This window comes from Moorella thermoacetica, assembly GCF_001267405.1.
Lineage (GTDB): Bacteria > Bacillota > DSM-521 > Neomoorellales > Neomoorellaceae > Neomoorella > Neomoorella thermoacetica.
The window spans coordinates 1,231,448-1,250,780 of record NZ_CP012369.1 but is presented as its reverse complement, the minus strand read 5'-3'; the positions used below and the strand labels follow the sequence as shown (position 1 = coordinate 1,250,780).

The 19,333-nt window shown below is 56.1% G+C and carries 17 protein-coding genes and 1 riboswitch; of the genes, 12 read left to right on the top strand and 5 right to left on the bottom strand.

The window, feature by feature from the left end; all coding sequences use genetic code 11:
- The first annotated feature begins 18 nt into the window (after nucleotides 1–18).
- From MOTHE_RS06270 to MOTHE_RS06230, 9 genes are all read left to right on the top strand, one after another.
- A complete protein-coding gene (locus tag MOTHE_RS06270; RefSeq protein ID WP_011392824.1) occupies nucleotides 19–684 on the top strand; it encodes a cobalamin B12-binding domain-containing protein in 666 nt (221 codons plus the stop codon).
- Between the two features lie 165 nt (nucleotides 685–849).
- Nucleotides 850–1,593: a FadR/GntR family transcriptional regulator gene (locus tag MOTHE_RS06265; RefSeq protein ID WP_053094806.1), complete on the top strand. Its 744-nt coding sequence runs from the start codon at nucleotides 850–852 to the stop codon at nucleotides 1,591–1,593.
- 76 nt (nucleotides 1,594–1,669) lie between these two features.
- Nucleotides 1,670–1,787: riboswitch (SAM riboswitch) on the top strand.
- An 86-nt stretch (nucleotides 1,788–1,873) separates the two neighbouring features.
- Nucleotides 1,874–3,160, top strand: a complete 1,287-nt coding sequence (locus MOTHE_RS06260; protein ID WP_011392822.1) for a homocysteine synthase — start codon at nucleotides 1,874–1,876, stop codon at nucleotides 3,158–3,160.
- Nucleotide 3,161: 1 nt separating this feature from the next.
- Nucleotides 3,162–4,286: a homoserine O-acetyltransferase MetX gene (metX, locus tag MOTHE_RS06255; protein WP_011392821.1), complete on the top strand. Its 1,125-nt coding sequence runs from the start codon at nucleotides 3,162–3,164 to the stop codon at nucleotides 4,284–4,286.
- A gap of 173 nt (nucleotides 4,287–4,459) precedes the next feature.
- Nucleotides 4,460–5,758, top strand: a complete 1,299-nt coding sequence (locus MOTHE_RS06250; RefSeq protein WP_053094804.1) for a homoserine dehydrogenase — start codon at nucleotides 4,460–4,462, stop codon at nucleotides 5,756–5,758.
- Nucleotides 5,755–6,801, top strand: a complete 1,047-nt coding sequence (gene thrC, locus MOTHE_RS06245; RefSeq protein WP_011392819.1) for a threonine synthase — start codon at nucleotides 5,755–5,757, stop codon at nucleotides 6,799–6,801. The genes MOTHE_RS06250 and thrC overlap by 4 nt, the downstream gene beginning before the upstream one ends.
- 33 nt (nucleotides 6,802–6,834) lie before the next feature.
- The gene (gene thrB / locus MOTHE_RS06240; RefSeq protein ID WP_053094802.1) at nucleotides 6,835–7,725 is read left to right on the top strand and encodes a homoserine kinase; all 891 of its coding nucleotides are present in this window, start codon (nucleotides 6,835–6,837) and stop codon (nucleotides 7,723–7,725) included.
- 19 nt (nucleotides 7,726–7,744) lie between these two features.
- Nucleotides 7,745–8,962: an aspartate kinase gene (locus MOTHE_RS06235; RefSeq protein WP_053094801.1), complete on the top strand. Its 1,218-nt coding sequence runs from the start codon at nucleotides 7,745–7,747 to the stop codon at nucleotides 8,960–8,962.
- A gap of 67 nt (nucleotides 8,963–9,029) precedes the next feature.
- Nucleotides 9,030–9,368 (top strand): LysM peptidoglycan-binding domain-containing protein, encoded by a 339-nt coding sequence (locus tag MOTHE_RS06230; protein ID WP_053094798.1) that lies wholly within the window; start codon nucleotides 9,030–9,032, stop codon nucleotides 9,366–9,368.
- Nucleotides 9,369–9,489: 121 nt separating this feature from the next.
- On the opposite strand, the gene MOTHE_RS06225 is transcribed toward MOTHE_RS06230, so the two are convergent.
- The gene (locus tag MOTHE_RS06225) at nucleotides 9,490–11,091 is read right to left on the bottom strand and encodes an N-acyl-D-amino-acid deacylase family protein (RefSeq protein ID WP_011392815.1); all 1,602 of its coding nucleotides are present in this window, start codon (nucleotides 11,089–11,091) and stop codon (nucleotides 9,490–9,492) included.
- 461 nt (nucleotides 11,092–11,552) lie between these two features.
- On the opposite strand from MOTHE_RS06225, the gene MOTHE_RS14370 reads away from it, so the two are divergent.
- Both MOTHE_RS14370 and MOTHE_RS14365 read left to right on the top strand, forming a co-directional pair.
- Nucleotides 11,553–12,320 (top strand): amidohydrolase family protein, encoded by a 768-nt coding sequence (locus tag MOTHE_RS14370; protein ID WP_222862371.1) that lies wholly within the window; start codon nucleotides 11,553–11,555, stop codon nucleotides 12,318–12,320.
- Nucleotides 12,254–12,919, top strand: coding sequence for an amidohydrolase family protein (locus tag MOTHE_RS14365; RefSeq protein ID WP_235551406.1), 666 nt, complete (start codon nucleotides 12,254–12,256; stop codon nucleotides 12,917–12,919). Before MOTHE_RS14370 ends, MOTHE_RS14365 begins: the two co-directional genes overlap by 67 nt.
- Before the next feature lie 160 nt (nucleotides 12,920–13,079).
- Here MOTHE_RS14365 and MOTHE_RS06215 read toward each other — a convergent pair whose 3' ends face one another.
- The 3 genes from MOTHE_RS06215 to MOTHE_RS06205 form a co-directional block, all read right to left on the bottom strand.
- Nucleotides 13,080–13,418, bottom strand: a complete 339-nt coding sequence (locus MOTHE_RS06215) for a P-II family nitrogen regulator (protein WP_053094796.1) — start codon at nucleotides 13,416–13,418, stop codon at nucleotides 13,080–13,082.
- A 423-nt stretch (nucleotides 13,419–13,841) separates the two neighbouring features.
- Complete coding sequence (gene asnB / locus MOTHE_RS06210; protein WP_053094795.1) at nucleotides 13,842–15,683, bottom strand: asparagine synthase (glutamine-hydrolyzing); 1,842 nt, start codon at nucleotides 15,681–15,683, stop codon at nucleotides 13,842–13,844.
- 144 nt (nucleotides 15,684–15,827) lie between these two features.
- Nucleotides 15,828–16,466: a DUF1614 domain-containing protein gene (locus MOTHE_RS06205; RefSeq protein ID WP_011392812.1), complete on the bottom strand. Its 639-nt coding sequence runs from the start codon at nucleotides 16,464–16,466 to the stop codon at nucleotides 15,828–15,830.
- A gap of 263 nt (nucleotides 16,467–16,729) precedes the next feature.
- Here MOTHE_RS06205 and glnA point away from each other — a divergent pair, with 263 nt between their 5' ends.
- A complete protein-coding gene (gene glnA / locus MOTHE_RS06200; RefSeq protein ID WP_011392811.1) occupies nucleotides 16,730–18,061 on the top strand; it encodes a type I glutamate--ammonia ligase in 1,332 nt (443 codons plus the stop codon).
- Nucleotides 18,062–18,065: 4 nt separating this feature from the next.
- On the opposite strand, the gene MOTHE_RS06195 is transcribed toward glnA, so the two are convergent.
- Complete coding sequence (locus MOTHE_RS06195) at nucleotides 18,066–19,208, bottom strand: PRK06851 family protein (RefSeq protein WP_011392810.1); 1,143 nt, start codon at nucleotides 19,206–19,208, stop codon at nucleotides 18,066–18,068.
- Nucleotides 19,209–19,333 lie beyond the last annotated feature (125 nt).

Genomic DNA, 19,333 nt, shown 5'->3' with positions numbered 1-19,333 from the left:
AATCTGGAGGTGGACCGGATGAGCCTCTTGGCCCAGGCTATGGGAAAATTGGAAGAAAAAAGGGTACTGGAGCTTGTCAGCCACAGCCTTGCGGTGGGACAACCGCCCCTGGCAATTGTAGAAGAATGCCGTCGGGGTTTGAATATAGTTGGCGAGCTTTACGCCCGCGGTGAGTATTTTTTGAGCGATCTGGTCATGTCGGCGGAGATTTTCCAGGAAGCCTTAAAACTTATCGAGCCTTTTCTGAAAGTACCCCTGGCAGATAGGCAGGAACCGGCCGAAGCAGATATTGTCTTTGGTACAGTTGAAGGGGACATTCACGACATCGGCAAAAATATCACTATCTCCCTGCTGCGCTGCGAGGGTTTCCGGGTCTATGACGCAGGGGTGGATATACCGCCTGACGTTTTTCTAACTCTAATCCAGAAGACCGGGGCCCGGGTCCTTGGTCTCTCGGCCCTGCTGACCTCTTCCTTTGAGGCTATGCGCCGTACCGTTCACCTGATGCACCTGGTGGAAAGCATGGCCCCGGTCAAGGTCCTCATCGGCGGCCTGGTCAATGAGCGCGTCTGCCAGTACGTCGGCGCCGACGCCTGGGTCCGGGAAGCCGGGGAAGGGGTGGCCATCTGTCGCCGCTGGCTACGGCATGAACGGGCTGCCAGAATAGCTACCGATGTAAACTAAACCCATAGCAGTTGAGGTCTGATATAAACTATAAGAAGGGCGGCATAAAATGAATAAAGGCCGTTTTGCAAGGCCGCGCCGGGGAGGCTATTTACCCCTTACCCGGGATATGCTACAATTTAGGCTTGAGGTATGACCACTTGTCCCCGGGTAGGAGCGATGACCGTGCGTGACCCATCGACAGAAAGACTTTTTCAACCTATCAACCGCAACCCGAAGAGCGTTTATAACCGGGTGGTAGATGAAATAAAGAAGAGCATCTTTGAAGGCAAGATGAGCCCCGGCGACCGCCTGCCGGCGGAGCGGGAACTGGCCGAGATGCTGGGGGTAAGCCGGACCTCCGTCCGAGAGGCTTTAAAAATGCTGGCCGCCGAAGGCCTGGTGAGCATCCGCCACGGCCAGGGTGCCTTTATCAGCGAGCAGGACCCGGATGAATACTTAAAGCGCTTTGCCAGTCACCTGCCGGTAAACCGGGAAACCGTCCTTGATCTCTTTGAGGTCCGCGAGGTCCTTGAGCCCCAGGCAGCTCGCTGGGTGGCTGAGAGGGGTACCCAGGGTGATATACAGGAATTGGCTTCTATGGTTATAACTACCAAAGAACAACTGGGGCGGCTGCGAAGCGGTCGCCTTTCCCTCCTGGCCGGGCACGACAGCAACTTCCATTACCGCCTGGCCCAGGCTGCCGGCAATATTGTTCTGGTAAGGTTGATGCATAGCCTTCTGGGTCTCCTGGCCGACAGTCGCTCCCGCAGCCTGGCCATACCCGGCCGCGGGGAGCGCTCGGTAGATGAGCACTATGAAATAGTCCAGGCCCTTCTCCACCGGGACGCCGAAGGGGCGGCTGCCGCCATGTTACGCCACCTGAAAGACGTCAGGGAACAGGTAGAGGCTGCCTGGCGGGAGGGTTAACGAAAAAAACTTGACATTGCCAGAACCAGGGTTTATATTTTATACAAGCTGGCTTGAACTTAATAAAGGAATGAAACTCTTATCGAGAGTGGTGGAGGGACTGGCCCGATGAAGCCCGGCAACCCGCTCTCCTGGTTTCTCCGGGGGCGACAGGTGCCAATTCCTGCAGGGCAGAAGGCCCTGAGAGATAAGGGGGGTAAGAATTGAGTGCCTCTTCTTATCGGAGAGGTTTTTTTATTCCCCTGCAGCCAGCAAGTTAATCATGGAGAGGGGAAGTAAAATGACTACCAATCACCAGTATCGTTTTGCCACCCTGGCCGTTCAAGCCGGCCAGGAGCCCGATCCGGCTACGGGAGCTCGCGCCGTGCCTATCTACCAGACTACTTCCTATGTCTTCCGGGATGCCGATCATGCCGCCGCCCTCTTCGGCCTGAGGGAAGAAGGTAATATATATACCCGGATTATGAATCCCACTACCGATGTCTTTGAAAAAAGGATGGCTGCCCTGGAGGGCGGTGTCGGCGCCCTGGCAACGGCTTCCGGCCAGGCGGCCATCACCCTGGCCATAGCTAATATCGCCACCGCCGGACAGGAGATTGTTGCTTCCACCAGCCTTTACGGCGGCACCTTCAGTCTTTTTAATTCAACCCTGCCCAAGTTTGGTATTAAAACCCGTTTTGTCGACAGCGCCGAACCGGAGGATTTCCGGGCTGCCATTACAGACCGGACCAGGGCCCTTTATGTGGAAATCCTGGGCAATCCCAAGCTGGACGTGCCGGACCTGGAGGCCCTGGCTGCCATCGCCCACGAGGCTGGTATTCCTTTAATCGTTGATAACACCTTCGCCACGCCTTACCTGTGCCGTCCGTTTGAATTCGGAGCCGATATCGTCGTGCACTCGGCGACCAAGTTTATCGGCGGCCATGGTACTTCCATTGGCGGCATAATTGTCGATTCCGGTAAATTCAATTGGGATAACGGTAAATTTCCCGGACTGGTAGAACCCGATCCCAGTTATCACGGCCTCAGTTACGTCCAGTCCTTTGGCCCGGCGGCCTACATCGTCAAGGCGCGGGTCCAGCTCTTGCGGGACCTGGGACCGGCCTTAAGTCCTTTCAATGCCTTCCTTTTCCTGCAGGGACTGGAAACTCTGCACCTGCGGATGGAGCGCCACGTCCAAAATGCTACCAGGATCGCCGGCTGGCTGGCAGAGCACCCGGCTGTCGCCTGGGTGAGCTATCCGGGCCTACCCGGCCATCCCTACTACGAACGGGCCCGAAAATACCTGCCTAAAGGAGCGGGGGCCATTTTGACCTTTGGTATTAAGGGCGGCAAGGAGGCCGGTAAGAAGTTTATCAACAGCGTGAAACTCTTCTCCCTCCTGGCCAACGTGGGTGATGCCCATTCCCTGGTCATTCACCCGGCCAGTACCACCCATCAGCAGCTGACACCGGAGGAACAGCTGGCCTCGGGTGTTACCGAAGATCTGGTCCGCATCTCCGTGGGCCTGGAGGACGTAGAAGACCTGATTGCCGACCTGGACCAGGCATTAAACAGGAGCCGGTAGCATGGATGGAGTCGGTATTGTAACAACCAGGTTTTATGAATGGTCGCAATGCCTCCACCTGGAAAGCGGGGCCCAGCTGGGCTCCCTTACCATAGCCTATGAGACCTATGGGGAACTGAACGCGGCCGGAAATAACGCCATCCTGGTCCTCCACGCCCTTACCGGTAATGCCCATATCGCCGGCCGAAATTTTCCGGACGAGAGGTATCCCGGCTGGTGGGACCCCCTGGTAGGGCCGGGCCGGGCCCTGGACACCAGGCGCTATTTCATTGTCTGTGCCAACGTCCTGGGAAGCTGCTATGGTACCACCGGGCCGGCCAGCATTAATCCAGCCACCGGCAAGCCCTACGGGATGGATTTTCCGGCCATCACTATCCGCGATATGGTACGGGCACAAAAAATCCTCCTTGACTATCTGGGGGTCAAGCGCCTGGTGGCGGCCATCGGTGGTTCCATGGGCGGGATGCAGGTCCTGGAGTGGGGTTTTCTTTATCCTCAGATGCTGGACGCCATTATTCCCATTGCCACCTGCGGCCGGACTACTCCCATGCAGATTGCCTTTCACCACGTGCAGCGGGAAGCCATTTACGCCGACCCCGACTGGCAGGGAGGCAATTATTACGGCACTGCCGGGCCCCGGCGGGGACTGGCCCTGGCCCGGCAGATCGGGATTATTACTTATAAAAGCGACCCCTCCTGGAACATGAAATTTGGCCGCAACCTGGTGGACCCCCGGAAATACTTCCAACTGGAAGGGCAGTTCGAAGTAGAGAGCTACCTGGCCTACCAGGGGAGGAAGCTGGTAGATCGTTTCGACGCCAACTCTTACCTGTACCTTACCAAAGCAGTAGACCTCCACGATGTGAGCCAGGGACGGGGAAGCTATAATGAAGTCTGGCGGGATTTCCCCTGCCCCTGCCTGGGTATAGGCATATCAAGCGATTTTCTTTTCCCTCCCTATCAGGTGCAGGAGATTGTCCGGATGATTAACGACGGCGGCGGCCATGCCCGTTACGCAGAGATTGATTCCCCCTATGGCCACGACGCCTTTTTAATCGAGTTTAACCAGCTGGCAGCCATTATCCAGCCGTTTCTGAAAGAGTTGCGCCCGGACCTGGCCGCTTGAAAGGTGAGTTCTTCCAATTATGGTTTGCCTGCCAAGAACCACCGGAGCCCGGAAGCCTTTAGCAAAAAGACAGAAGAAACAAGTCCATAGGACAGTGAATATGCCTGCTTAAAAAAGTATTGCCCATCTGACTGCTATACGGTAAAATTGAGGGGTATAAGGGGAGTGAAACAGTGTTGGGACCAATCAATCTTGGCCTTCTGGGCCTGGGTACTGTTGGCAGCGGTGTGGTCCGGTTGCTGGAGCAGAACAAAGCCATCATTACCCAGAAATTGGGCCAGCCTTTAAATATTAAACGCATCCTGGTCCGGGATTTAAACCGCCCTCGTCAGGTGGCAGTCGATCCAGCCTTGCTGACAACCGACCCGGATACCATCCTGGGTGATCCAGATATCCCTATTATCGTCGAGGTCATGGGGGGTACCGGGACGGCCAGAGAGTACATCCTCCAGGCTCTAAGCCGGGGTAAAAGTGTGGTTACGGCCAACAAGGATCTCCTCGCCCTTTATGGCAAGGAGCTTTTTGATGCCGCCGACGCCCATGGGGCCGACCTCCTCTTTGAAGCCAGCGTAGGAGGGGGGATACCCATTATTCGCCCCCTGAAGGAATGCCTGGCGGGTAACCGGATTCGTCAGGTCATGGGCATCATTAATGGTACCACCAACTATATCTTGACCAAGATGAGCCGCGAAGGCCGCGACTTTAACGACGTTCTAAAGGAAGCCCAGTCCTTGGGTTACGCCGAAGCCGATCCTACGTCCGATATTGAAGGCGATGATGCCGCACGTAAAATGGCCATCCTCGCTTCCATAGCCTTCGGTACCCGGATTACTTACCCGGAGGTTTACCGGGAGGGTATAGGCCGCCTGTCGTCCCATGACATCAACTACGCCAGGGATATGGGCTATGCCGTCAAGCTCCTGGGCATCGCCCGGGAAGACGAGGACGGGATCGAGGTGCGGGTCCACCCGGCTCTGGTACCCCTGAATCACCCCCTGGCCTCGGTTAGCGATGTTTTTAACGCCATCTTCGTGGAAGGCGACGCCGTGGGCGAGACGATGTTTTACGGCCGCGGAGCCGGTTCCCTGCCGACTGCCAGCGCCGTTGTCGGGGACATTATTGAAGGGGCCCGTAACCTCCAGCATCACGACTGGGGCCGGATATCCTGCACTTGTTTTTATGATAAACCCCTAAAACCGATAGGAGCAATTATTACTAAATATTACCTCCGCCTGGTAGTCGTCGACCGACCGGGAGTCCTGGCTACCATTGCCGGGATTTTCGGCGAGCGTGAAGTCAGCCTGGCCTCGGTCATCCAGGAACGGATGCTTGGCGACCTGGCGGAACTGGTGCTTATTACCCACCGCGTCCGGGAAAAGAATGTCCGGGAAGCCCTGGAGGTTTTAGGCAGCCTGCCGGTGGTCAAAGAGATAGCCAGCGTAATAAGGGTAGAAGGAGGAGAAGCCAGGTGAACTGGCCCGGAGTTATTCGTGCCTACCGGGAGTTCCTGCCGGTGACGGAGGCGACTCCCTTGATTACTTTAGAGGAGGGGAATACCCCCCTGATTGCCGCCGGGAACCTTTCCCGGGAACTGGGGCTAAAACTATACTTCAAGTATGAAGGCCTCAACCCGAGCGGTTCCTTTAAGGATCGGGGCATGGTCATGGCTGTCGCCAAGGCCATGGAGAACGGTTCCAAGGCCATAATGTGCGCTTCCACGGGCAACACCTCGGCTTCGGCAGCGGCCTATGCCGCAAGATGTGGTTTAAAATGCAGCGTCCTGATCCCTGAGGGCAATATCGCCCTGGGAAAACTCGCCCAGGCCCTTTTTTATGGGGCCAGGGTCATAGCTATCCAGGGCAATTTTGACGATGCCCTGACCCTGGTGCGCAACATCACCTCCCGTTACCCCATTACTCTGGTTAATTCCATCAATCCCTTCCGCATTGAAGGGCAAAAAACGGCCGCCTTCGAGATCTGCGACGTGCTGGGGGAGGCTCCGGATTACCTGGCCATTCCTGTAGGTAACGCCGGCAATATCACTGCCTATTGGAAGGGCTTTAACGAGTATTACCAGGCCGGCCGTAGCCATACCCTGCCGAAGATGATCGGCTTCCAGGCCGAAGGCGCAGCACCCATTGTGCGGGGAGAAGTAGTGCCGAACCCGGAAACCGTAGCCACGGCCATCCGCATCGGCAACCCGGCCAGCTGGCAACCGGCCGTCCGGGCAGCTAAAGACTCTGGCGGGTTTATCGATTGCGTGAGTGATGACGAAATCCTGGCAGCCCAGCGCCTGCTGGCAACGGCGGAAGGCATCTTCGCCGAACCGGCTTCCGCCGCCTCCCTGGCCGGGGTGCTCAAGTATGCTAAAAAGGGTTATTTCCATAAGGATGATAGGGTGGTGTGCGTCCTCACCGGGCATGGCCTTAAAGATCCCAACATCGCCATCAAACAGGTAGGCGAGCCCATCTCCCTGCCGGTGGATGAAGCCAGGGTTCTGGAGATCGTACTATAAAAAAGTCATAAAAAATAAAGGGGCATGGGAAATATGCCGCTGGTACGGGTACCAGCTACGACGGCCAACTTGGGACCGGGGTTTGATACCCTGGGCATGGCCCTTAATCTTTTTGATGAGCTTAAAATTGAAGAATCCAGTTCACCGGAGATTATCATCACCGGCGAGGGGGAGGGTACCATACCCCGGGGCCAGGAGAATATTGCCTACCGGGCCGCCCGGGCCGTCTTTGCCAAGGTGGGGCGGCCGCCAGTACCCCTGAAGCTGGAAATGCACAACTCCATCCCGGTGGCCAGGGGCCTGGGGTCCAGCGCCGCTGCTCTGGTCGGGGCTATCGTAGGAACCAATGCCATACTGGGAGGACCTTTGGGCCCGGCTGAGCTGGTAAATCTGGCCACAACCCTCGAGGGGCATCCTGATAACGTGGCCCCGGCTATTTTAGGCGGCCTGGTAGCCTCCGCCAGGGACGGGGAACAGGTCATATGCCGGCGCCTGGAACTACCGCCAGGTTTAGTCACCGTAGTTGCAATACCCCAATTCACCCTTTCCACCCGGATCTCTAGGGGCGTACTGCCGGCTAAAGTAGACCTGGAAGACGCGGTATTTAACATCAGCCGGGTAGCCGTGCTCCTGGCCGCCGTTGCTACCGGAGACCTGGACCTCATGGGCAGGATGATGGTCGACAAACTGCATCAGCCGTACCGGTTACCCCTAATACCCGGGATGGCCGAGGTCTTTGCAGCTGCCCGGGAAGCCGGCGCCCTGGCTGTTACCCTGAGCGGTTCCGGCCCCACGGTAATTGCCTTTTGCCGCGGCCGGCAACCGAAGGTGGGACCGGCTATGGCCGCGGCCTTCGCCCGTAAGGGGGTAAAATGTACCGTCAAAGAACTGGTCCCTTGTAACCACGGGGCAGTAGTCATTTGAGATTCCGGAGGAGGTTACTATGGCCCTCATCGTCCAAAAGTACGGCGGCACTTCCGTTAACGGCCCGGAACGGGTCAAAAACGTAGCCCGCCGGGTAGTAAATACCCGACGCGCCGGGAACGACGTGGTCGTTATTGTGTCAGCTCCGGGCGATATGACCGACGATCTCATCGCCATGGCCCACGAGATCAGCCCCAACCCGCCGGCCAGAGAAATGGACATGCTTCTGGCTACCGGGGAGCAGACATCGATAGCCCTCCTGGCCATGGCCATCCACGAGCTTGGCGAACCGGTTATCTCCCTGACCGGCCCCCAGGTGGGCATCCTGACCGACAACGTCCATTCCAAGGCGCGCATTATGGAAGTGAGCTGCGAGCGCCTGCGCCGGGAATTAGAACAGGGCAAGATCGTTATTGTAGCCGGCTTCCAGGGCAAGACCTGTGAAGGCGAGATAACGACCCTGGGCCGGGGAGGCTCCGATACAACGGCCGTGGCCGTGGCCGCCGCCCTGAAGGCCGACGTTTGCCAGATCTATACCGATGTGGACGGCGTTTATACGGCCGATCCCCGGGTGGTGCCGGAGGCCAGAAAATTACCGGTTATTTCCTACGATGAAATGCTAGAATTGGCGAGTCTAGGTGCCCAGGTGCTGCAACCCCGGTCGGTAGAGTTTAGCAAACTCAACCATGTCGTCCTCGAGGTACGATCAAGCTTTAATGATCATGAAGGAACCCTGGTCAAAGAGGTGACGGAAATGGAGAGGAAAATGGTCGTCAGCGGCGTAGCCGGTGACCGCAACGTAGCCAGGATAGCCCTGCACGACGTCCCCGACCGGCCGGGCATCGCCAGGACCCTCTTTGTAGCCCTGGCCCGAGAGAGCATCAATGTTGATATGATCGTCCAGAGCGCCATGCGGGACGGGATTAATGATATCGCCTTCACCGTAGGGCGTGACGATCTCCAGAAGGCGGTTGAGGTAACGGAAAGGGTACGTCAGGAAATTGGTGCCAGCAAGGTGACTTCTAACGACCGGGTGGCCAAGGTATCCATCGTCGGCGCCGGTATGATCACCAATCCCGGCGTGGCTGCCGACATGTTCGCCTGCCTGGCTGAGGAAGGCATTAATATTCACATGATCAGTACTTCAGAGATCAAGGTATCCTGCATCATTGACGAAGAACACCTGACCCGGGCCATGCAAGCCCTGCACCGTCACTTTAAACTGGACCGGGAGTAAGGGAGGTACCTTTAGCTGAACCCGCGCATAAGATGCAGGGAGCGAAACCTGCAAGGGGTGATTATGCGTGGGCCAGAAGCAGGTACCATGTCCATCCGGCCGTTACTGGCGGGTAGAAGCAGGTGACACCCTGTACTTCATAGCCCTACGGGTAGGAACTACGGTAGCCGAGCTGGAACGATTAAATCCCGGTGTTAATCCCTACAACCTGCAAATAGGGCAGGTCCTCTGCTTGCTGGATGAACAGCCCTGCCCGTCGGGCGTTTACTGGCAGGTGGCACCCGGTGATACTCTCTACAGTATAGCCAGGGCCACCGGGACGACGGTAGAAAAACTATTAGAGTTAAACCCCCATATTAACCCCTACAACCTGCAGGTGGGTCAGAATATCTGCCTGCCGGGTTAAGGGTAATACGGCAAGGGCGCCAGGTGAAAACCTGCCGCCCTTTCTTTATTTCTTTAATAAGTAAACCCTGTTCTTATCTTTGGTGCCGTCGAGGATTCAAGGTGGGTTATGGACATGACAGCTAAACACCGGTAGTATGACTGGTGAGAATAATTCCGGCCCGTTCGCCGGTAAACCGCCCTTCCTGGTAGGCCACCCGCCCGTTGACGATAACAGCCTTGATGCCAGAAGGTGTCCGGGCCGGTTCCTGGAAGGTAGCCCGGTCGGCAATAGTTTCCTGGTCAAAGAGGATCAGGTCGGCATAATAGCCTGGCGTTACCCGCCCCCGGTACCGGAGGCCGAGCCTGGCCGCCGGTTTGGAAGTCATTTTGGCTATGGCCTCCTCCAGGGAGAGGAGTTTTCGCTCCCGGACATAACGGCCCAAAACCCTGGCAAAGGTGCCGTATAGGCGGGGATGAGCATGTTCGCCGGAATAAATCCCATCGCTGCCGATGATCGTTACCGGGTGCTGCAAGATCATTCCCAGGGTCTCCTCGCAGGCGTGGTAGGTTTCAATGGCCAGGTTACCACCTTCGCTCTGTAACAGGTCCAGCAGGGCGTCACCTGGGTCCAGACTCCTTTGTTGGCCGATTTGCGCCAGGCTCAGGCCCACGCAGTCCTTATTTTCCCGGTGGCTCACAGCATTAATTATTAAATGGTCGTAACCAAGGGAACTGACCATGTTGTCCCAGCCCGGCAAGCCTTCCTGCCAGGCTTTCTTAATTTCCTGGCGAACCTCCGGTGAATGCAGGCGTTCCTGAAGGGCGGCAGTGCCTCCGGCAACAGCCCACGGGGGCAGCAGGGAGGCGGCAGTGGTGGAACCGGCAGTATAAGGGTAGACGTCCCAGCTTACGTCCTGGCCTTTAGCCCGGGCAGCGTCCAGCAGGGCCAAAGCCCGGGGTATTTTGGGCCAGTTGCGGGAGCCGCAGGCTTTAAGGTGGGAGATGTGGACGGGAACACCGGCCTCCCGCCCGATTTCCAGGGCTTCCTCTACCGCCTCCAGGACACCGTCGGATTCATTACGAATATGGCTGACATAAAAACCACCGTACTGGCGGACTACCCGGCAGAGGGTGATTAACTCCCCAGTGGGGGCATAACATCCCGGCGGGTAGAGGAGACCGCTGGACAGGCCCCAGGCGCCTTCCGCCATCGCCTGCCTGAGGAGGGAGCACATCTCCTCCAGCTCAGCCCTTGGGGCACGGCGATCGGCCATACCCATGACCGCCAGGCGGATTGAACCGTGACCGGCCAGAGTGGCAACATTGACAGCTATTCCCTGGCGCCTTAAGAGGGAATGGTATTCAGCCAGGCCGGTGGCCTGAAAATCCGGGGGGATCTCCCCCAGCACCGGGCTGGTATACGCGGCCAGGAGGGGACGGGTATCCTGGGACCCCGGGACCAGGGACATACCACAGTTACCGATGACTTCGGTAGTGACTCCCTGGGCCAGCTTGGCCCGATCCTCCGGGTCCCGCAGGAGTTCGGCGTCAGCATGGCTGTGAAAGTCAATAAACCCGGGTGCAACTACCAGGCCGGTGGCATCCACGACCTTCCCCGCGGGTACGCCATCAAACAGGCCCAGGGCGGCGATCTTTGCTCCTTGCAAACCTACATCGGCCCGAAAAGGAGGGCGACCGGTACCGTCGACAACCGTGCCGCCCTTAATCAGCAGGGAAAACATGCAAGCCATCTCCTTACATTAAAACCAGCCTGTATTATATAGAGCCAGCCTCTACTTTACAAGTCCCGGCATTGGCCGGCACCTGAAAAAAATTTTTTAGAAGGGTTCGCAGGAATTTGCTTACGAGGGAGAATAAGATTGTATAATCACCAGAGGAGAATAATGAAGCGATTAAGCTGGGCATCAACCCGGGGGAAAAATCCTTGTTGTCGAAAAGCGTTTTTTAGCTGATGGTAACCCGGCAGCCTTCTGTATCGACCGGATCCCGATTGAAATTGTCCCTATGGTAGCTGACGCAAAGTTGACGAAACTTTTACAGGTTAATCCAGAGACCCCTTTATTATGCCTTGACGCCTTGATTCGTCTTTTCCTTAAATGGGGGTGGGGAAAACAGAAACGCCAACAATTACAGAGCCGGGAGCAGTAATCCGAAATCAACTACAGGAGGTAAAGAACGGTTAATGGCATTATTAATAAAAAACATTTCTTATGTAGTTACTTGCAATGATCAAGACGAAGTCTTAAAAGACGTCGACATTTTAATCGATGGGCCGAAGATTGTTTCTTTGGGTAAAAATTTAAAGACAAACCATCAAGTAGCTACCCTGAACGGGAATGGCATGATAGCCATACCGGGCCTGGTAAATACCCATCACCATTTATACCAAACCCTCTTCCGGGGATTGCCGGAAGTACAGGATATGCCCCTTTTTTCCTGGCTTACCGGCCTCTATCAGTTCTGGCGCCATCTAACGCCGGAAGCCGTTTATTATGGAGCCCTGGTTGGGATGAGTGAACTGTTGCGCACTGGTTGTACCCTGACGGCCGATCATCACTATGTCTTTCCAGAGGGCCAGGCTGGTAATCTAATTGATAGCGAGATTCAGGCAGCCCAGGAGCTGGGAATTCGCTTTCACGCAACCCGGGGTTCAATGTCCAAAGGCCGAAGCCAGGGCGGCTTGCCCCCCGATGCCGTTGTCCAAAAAGAAGATGTCATTTTAGAAGACTCCCTGAGGCTGATAGAAAAATACCATCAACCAGAGCCCTATGCCATGCTGAGAATAGCCCTCGCCCCTTGCTCACCTTTTTCAGTAAGCCTGGATCTCATGAAGCAGGCCAGGGATTTGGCCCGGGAAAAACAGGTAATGCTCCACATACCCATCTGGCAGAAACGAAAGATGAAGAGAAATACTGCCTGGAGAACTACAATCGCCGGCCGGCAGAGCTAATGGCAGATTTGGGCTGGACGGGGCCCGATGTTTGGTTCGCCCATGCTATTCACCTGAATGACGTGGAGATGAAAAGACTGTCCGGTTCGGGGGTCGCCCATTGCCCCTCATCTAATATGAAGCTGGGGAGCGGTTTTTGCCGGAGCAGTGAACTTTTAAAAGCAGGAGTTAAGCTGAGTATCGCTGTGGATGGTAGCGCCAGCAATGATGCCTCCAACATGTGGGAAGAAGTAAAGCGTGCCTATCTTTTAAACCATTTATATTATGGTGATCAAGGACTTTCCGCCTATCAGGTAATTAAAATAGCTACCCGGGGAGGAGCGGCGGTACTGGGACGGGATGATACCGGGAGTATTGAAATAGATAAAGCCGCCGACATCGTCCTCATAGACCTCGACGATATCGCCTTTACCGGTTGTCATGATCCGGTGGTAGCTTTAGTTTGTTGCGGCAACTGTAATATCGTCAATACAACCATCGTTAACGGAAAAATTATAGTCCGCAACGGCGAGCTTTTAACCATGGATACCCGCAAAATTAAAAACAAAGCCCATTCCGTGGCTATGAGCCTGGTAGAACTTCAACGTAAGGGCAGTTAAAAGCAAGGGGCTGTTGCAGCTACACTCTTCCTTTTCCTCATACATTTTTCCTACCATGGAGTTAATTTTTTAGACCGGCTTTTAGCTCTTTAAAAAAATGCAGGCCCGGGGTTGCCCGGGCCTGTAATATTTTATGAAGGAAGAATGGCTGGATAAATAGTTAGATGGCGTCTTTGCCCTGTTCACCGGTACGGATGCGAATGGCGGTTTCCACGGGGTAGATAAAGATTTTACCGTCCCCGATTTCGCCGGTTCGGGCTTCCCGGGAGATTATCTCCACTATCTCCGGTACCCGATTGTCCAGGGCGATAATCTCCAGTTTTACCTTGGGTAACAGGTTAACGGTATACAGGTTGCCGCGATAATATTCCGTCTGGCCCCGCTGGAGGCCGCATCCCAGGACGTGGGTGACCGTCAGGCCGTGGATGTTGTACTTACCCAGGGCTTCTTTGACGGCCTCCAGGCGCGACGAGCGGATGATGGCTTCGATTTTTTTCACTGTCCAGCACCTCCAATCTAATTGTGAACCGGTACTTCCCGCCGCCGTTTGTCGTAAGCAGTTTGCCCGGTCGATACCGCTTCAGCGATATAAGTGTCCCCAAAGGTCAACATGAAGTCAGGGTAAGCAAGGGCTCCCATTTCAGGAATATCCAGCCCGACAGGGTGCTACCGAGGTTAAAGCCACGCCAAATTTGTTACAGTAAACCTCACCACCTTTCCACCACGGCCCCTGCCGAACAGGTTACCGGCCAGGCAGGCCTGAAATACGGGGAGATAAACTAGAAGCCCCCGTACCTGAGGTACGGGGGCTTCTTCACCCATTTGGGCAAACTACACTGCTTGCTTGGACTTTATTATACCCATGCCCGGACCTTTGTCAAGGGGGTTTTTGAGCCGGTTATTAACCCCGGAGGCGCGGAGCTTAACGTACAGATACCCCGTATTCCCGCATCCAGGTGTCAATCTGGGCCAGGTAGGCGAAGAGCTGGGGCCCGCTCATGAGCTGGCCGAACCACGGCAGGTTGAAAACCTCCCGGGATTGGGTCAAGGCTTTAACCGCCGCTACGTCAATAAAGGGCAGCAGGGGGGAAGCGGGGTCGGCCAGGATATCCAGCATCCAGTTACGGACGGCTTCCAGGTAGGCCGGGTTGTAGGTTTTGGGGTAAGGGCTCTTGCGCCGGTTGATTACTTCGGCGGGCAATATACCTGCCAGGGCCCGGCGCAGGATGCCCTTTTCCATCTGGCCGACGAATTTCATCTCCCAGGGAATGTTCCAGACGTATTCCACCAGGCGGTGGTCACAGTAGGGCACCCGCACCTCCAGCCCCACGGCCATACTCATACGATCCTTGCGGTCCAGGAGTACCGGCATGAAGCGGGTCAGGCTCAGGTAAGAGATCTCCCGCAGACGGGCGGCCCTGGCTTCCTCACCCGGCAGGGCGGGTACCTCCGCCAGGGCTTCCCGGTAACGCCTGGCCACATACTCTTCCGGCCGGACCATAGCCTTTAATTCGGGGGAGAGGAGGCGGATACGCTCCTGGCCGGCCCGGTTCCAGGGGAAGGTGTTCGCGGCCAGGGCCTTTTCACTGCGAAACCAGGGGTAACCGCCAAAGACCTCATCGGCAGCCTCCCCTGAGAGGGCAACGGTAGCCTCTCTCTTTACTTCCCGGCAAAAGAGCAATAGGGAGGAATCCACGTCGGCCATGCCCGGCAGGTCCCGGGCCCGCATGGCAGCCTTCAGGGAGTCAACCAGTTCCGGGGTGTCGATATAAACGTAGTGATGGATGGTTTCCAGGTGTTCCGAGACCAGCTTTACCCAGGGAGCATCCGGGTTGGGCTGGAAATGGCTGGGCTGGAAGTAGCGGTCATTATCAATATAATCTACCGACCAGGTATGGATATGGCCCTGCCCCCGGCCCTGAAAGGCCCGGGCGGCAAAGACGGTAACAGCGCTGGAGTCCAGACCGCCGGAGAGCAGGGTACAAACGGGCACATCGGCCACCAGTTGCCGTTCCACTGTATCCTGCAACAGCTGGCGTACTTTTGCGATGGTTGTCTCCAGGTTATCGGTGTGGGGATGGCTCTGCAGGGCCCAGTACTGGTGCAGGCGTAGTCCCTGCCGGTCGTAGGTCATATAATAGCCGGGTTTAAGTTCGGCCAGATTATGAAATACCCCGTGGCCCGGTGTCCGGGCCGGGCCCAGGACGAAGACCTCGGCCAGGCCTTCAGCATCCACTTCCGGTTTTATCGCCGGGTGGGCCAGGAGAGCCTTCAGTTCCGAACCAAAAAGGAAAGAATGGGGCAAAGTAGCGTAAAAAAGGGGTTTTACTCCCAACCGGTCCCGGGCCAGGAATAGACGTTCCCTGGCCTCGTCCCAAATGGCGAAGGCAAAGATACCATTGAAACACCGGACACACTCTACACCCCACTCCATGTAGGCCGTCAGCAATACTTCCGTGTCCGAGTGGCCCCGGAAGGTATAACCCCGGCTCAAAAGTTCCTCCCGGATTTCCCCGGTGTTGTATAGCTCGCCGTTATAAGTAAGGACAAAGGTCTGGTTGCCGCGGCGGCGAACCATGGGCTGGCCGCCCCCGGCGGGATCGACGACGACCAGGCGGCGGTGCCCCAGGGCCACCCGGGGTGCCACCCAGGTGCCGGCGGCATCCGGTCCCCGGCAGGCGAGGGTGGCGGTCATGGCTTCCAGGATGTTTTTTTGCCCGGTGAGGTCCAGTTCCCAATCCACCCAGCCGGTAATTCCGCACATAGCAATCCCCCCAGCAGGCATTGCGGAAATGCCTTTAAATAGAACCCTGCCCTTCAACGGACGACGTTGCCCACCGGGGTTACACCCTTGCAACCCCCTACAAGACGGGTTCCATAATGATCTTATGCCGGTGCCGGGGAAAGGTTAACTCAGCAAGGCCGCGGCCAGGGCTACCAGGAAAATACCGTCAAAGACGCCTGCCCCGCCAATACTCACCACCTGGGACTGGAGCCGGCGGATGGCTCCCAGGTTGAGGATGTCAGCTCCTAGGAGGGTGCCGATAGCCCCGGCGATATATGCCACCGGGGCGGCATTATGGGGCGAGACAATGATGGCCGCCAGGGCGGCGACTACTGGAGGGATAAAGGTGGGTATGGAGATTCCAACCCCCGGAACTATCCGGGCCAGGAGCTTAGCTACCACGGTGACAATCAGGGTGGCCGTCAGGGCCGGCAGCAGAGGCGCCCTTGTAGCCAGCAGGTGCAGGGAAAAAAGGACAGGGATCACTGCCCCACCGACGTTGATGCAGAGGAGCTGGTAGCTCACCTGGGGCGGGTAATAGAAAAAGAAAGGGAAAGAACCAAAACGGGGTTCCTCGATGTAAAGGCGCCGGCGTGATACGGGGATATTTATCAGGCCGCCGATGACAGATGCTGAGAGCAGGAGCATGGCCCCGCCGGGGGAAAGACCCAGTCTGGCAAAGGAGAAAATAGCCAGATTTAAAAAGAGGGAGGCCATGAGCATGGGGATAAATAAAAACAAGAACAACAAGGGCCAGAGCATCAATCTTCACCTCGATTGCAATTTTTCCTTATCAATCTTACCCTATCTTACCCGTTTAACCTATTTTAATCCCGGGCAGTTACCAATATTTTAACACAAAACAGGCCTTGACCTCCTGGCGAAGTATGTTATAATAACTAAAAAATAATTGCAAGTAAAATAGGGAGCAACGTGGTTCCCAGGGAAGAGGCAAAGAAGCCCGTAGCGGCTACACCCAGTGTAAGCCGCGGCGGGCTTTATCTTTTTTACTGAGGAGAGGCACAATGAATGAACAACTGACCAAAGAAGACGTCCTGCAGATGGTTGAAGAAATGAACGTCCGTTTTATCCGGCTCCAGTTTACCGATATCTTCGGGGTATTAAAAAATGTGGCCATAACCCCGGCCGAGCTAGAGAAAGCCCTTGACGGCGAATTAATGTTCGATGGCTCTTCCATCCACGGTTTCGTCCGCATCGAAGAATCCGACATGTACCTGCGGCCTGACCCGACCACCTTCGCCATTTTCCCCTGGCGGCCCATGGACGGGGCCGTAGCCAGGTTGATCTGTGACGTCTATAACCCGGACGGCACCCCCTTTGCCGGCTGTCCCCGGGGGGTTTTAAAGCGCGTCCTGGCTGAAGCCGAAGCTATGGGCTATACCATGTACGCCGGCCCGGAAGCGGAGTTTTTCCTTTTCCATACCGACGGGCAAAAACCGACCCTCGTAACCCACGACCAGGCCGGCTATTTCGACCTTTCCCCAGTCGACCTGGGTGAAGACGCGCGCCGGGATATGGTCCTTTCCCTGGAAGCCATGGGTTTCGAGGTTGAGGCTTCCCATCACGAGGTGGCCCCGGGCCAGCACGAAATAGACTTTAAGTATGATAACGCCCTGGCCACGGCCGATAAGATTGCCACCTTTAAATTTGTCGTCCGGACCATCGCCCAGCGCCACGGTCTCCATGCCACCTTTATGCCCAAGCCTGTGGCTGGCATCAACGGTTCCGGCATGCATACCCACCAATCCTTATTTAAAGAAGGCCAGAATGCCTTCTATGATCCGGACGACCCCCTGCAATTAAGCAAGGTAGCCTATTACTATATTGGCGGCCTGATGCACCACGCCCGGGCCCTGGCGGCCATCACCAATCCGACAGTCAATTCTTATAAACGCCTGGTACCAGGTTTTGAGGCCCCGGTCTATATCGCCTGGTCCCCCCGCAATCGCAGCCCCTTGATACGCGTGCCGGCCAAGCGCGGGGCCTCAACTAGAATAGAATTACGCAACCCCGACCCGTCCTGTAACCCTTACCTGGCCCTGGCCGTTATGTTGAAAGCCGGTTTGGACGGGATCAAGAAACAGATTCAGCCCCCGGCTCCGACAGAACGCAATATCTATGAGATGACGCCTGCCGAACGCCGTGACCTGGGCATCGGCAGCCTGCCGGGTGATTTAAAAGATGCCTTAGCGGAACTCTCCCGCGACGAAGTGATCCGGGAGGCCCTGGGGGATCACATTTACCAGCATTTTGTCGAGGCCAAGGAGAAGGAATGGGAACAGTATCGTATCCAGGTCCACCAGTGGGAAATAGACCACTACCTTACACTGTTTTAAACCTTTAGCTGGCTTCCTCCAACACGCCAGGAAATTCGGCGGCGTAGTTCAAGATGCGCTGCAGGATTTCCTGGCGTTTGGCATTTATGGCCTCAAAATTCATGGCCGGAACATAGAATTTTTCCATATAATCATGGGTTAGCTTGGCCTGGCGTATATAAGCCACGGCCCGGTCCAGGCAGGCCTGGTAACGATAGGCGGCGCTGCTGAGTTCATGGGAATAGACGGCAAGTTTATCCCGGTCAATAAAGGAAGACAGGTTGAGCTTCATGGCCGTGAGGTCCGGCAGGGAAGAGGGGTCATAGCTATGGGGCGGCTGGATATTCATGGCCGCCACTTTGATCTCCGGTAAGATAACCAGGTCGATATTTCTGGGATTAAAGGGACAGTGATAAACCTCCGCATACAGTCCCTTTTCGTGGGCTAGATCCGCTATCCTCCCCAGGACCTGGGGTACACCGCTTCCAGGTTCGCCGGCCAAGGTATAGATTTGCTGGACATCCTGAAGCAGGGATTCCACATGGCCGGTAATGATGCCGTCGGGAGTAATAGCCGTGGCAAAAAGGTGGCGCATCCTGGCCGGCCGTTCGTAACGAGGGGCCACGCCGCCAAAGATGGCCTGGAGCAAACCGGCCACGGCCCTGTTCACCTGGCTTTCATGCATACACTCCGAGACGTAGCTCTCCCACTCGTCCCGGATGACCTTGGCTTCTCGCAGAGCGCTGTAGGCTATGCGATAGAGACGGTCTACCCGGGCATTGGCCTTTAAGATCTCGTCCTTATGGGCGCGCATCTGGGCTTCATCCCAGAAATCGCCCAGGTGGATGATCTCGTCGACGGCGCCGGGGTTTTTGGGGTCGACAATGTGGGGGGCCGTGCCGTCAATCAGAGCCACCTTGATGGCCGGGATAACCACCGCGTCCAGGGAGTCGTTATCAGAGGAACAACAGTGATACTCGACATTGTAGCCCCTGGCGAGCATGGCTTCGCCGATTTTACGCATAAAGGTAGATTTTCCTACCCCCGGGCCCCCTTTAACGATAAAAATACGGGTGGCATCGGGTTCAATGATGTAATCATAGAAGGAATAAAAGCCTTCGCAGGTATTACCTCCTGGAAAGACCTTCCTCAATTTCCCCTGAGCCATTTCCTTGCCTCCCTCAAAAATCAGCTCACTTTAATTTTATGCTCCGCCCTGCAAAATTTGCCTGCCAACCACGGGCGACTGTTTTTCATAATGCGAAAACATCTTTCGAAATACAGAATACAAGT

What these genes read in the sequence shown, in the direction of transcription:
- MOTHE_RS06235 (WP_053094801.1), top strand. Translation starts at nt 7,745, where the DNA reads ATGGCCCTCATCGTCCAAAAGTACGGCGGCACTTCCGTTAACGGCCCG.
- MOTHE_RS14370 (WP_222862371.1), top strand. Translation starts at nt 11,553, where the DNA reads ATGGCATTATTAATAAAAAACATTTCTTATGTAGTTACTTGCAATGAT.
- asnB (WP_053094795.1), bottom strand. Translation starts at nt 15,683, where the DNA reads ATGTGCGGAATTACCGGCTGGGTGGATTGGGAACTGGACCTCACCGGG.
- metX (WP_011392821.1), top strand. Translation starts at nt 3,162, where the DNA reads ATGGATGGAGTCGGTATTGTAACAACCAGGTTTTATGAATGGTCGCAA.
- MOTHE_RS06260 (WP_011392822.1), top strand. Translation starts at nt 1,874, where the DNA reads ATGACTACCAATCACCAGTATCGTTTTGCCACCCTGGCCGTTCAAGCC.
- MOTHE_RS06195 (WP_011392810.1), bottom strand. Translation starts at nt 19,208, where the DNA reads ATGGCTCAGGGGAAATTGAGGAAGGTCTTTCCAGGAGGTAATACCTGC.
- MOTHE_RS06225 (WP_011392815.1), bottom strand. Translation starts at nt 11,091, where the DNA reads ATGTTTTCCCTGCTGATTAAGGGCGGCACGGTTGTCGACGGTACCGGT.
- MOTHE_RS06205 (WP_011392812.1), bottom strand. Translation starts at nt 16,466, where the DNA reads ATGCTCTGGCCCTTGTTGTTCTTGTTTTTATTTATCCCCATGCTCATG.
- thrB (WP_053094802.1), top strand. Translation starts at nt 6,835, where the DNA reads ATGCCGCTGGTACGGGTACCAGCTACGACGGCCAACTTGGGACCGGGG.
- glnA (WP_011392811.1), top strand. Translation starts at nt 16,730, where the DNA reads ATGAATGAACAACTGACCAAAGAAGACGTCCTGCAGATGGTTGAAGAA.
- MOTHE_RS06270 (WP_011392824.1), top strand. Translation starts at nt 19, where the DNA reads ATGAGCCTCTTGGCCCAGGCTATGGGAAAATTGGAAGAAAAAAGGGTA.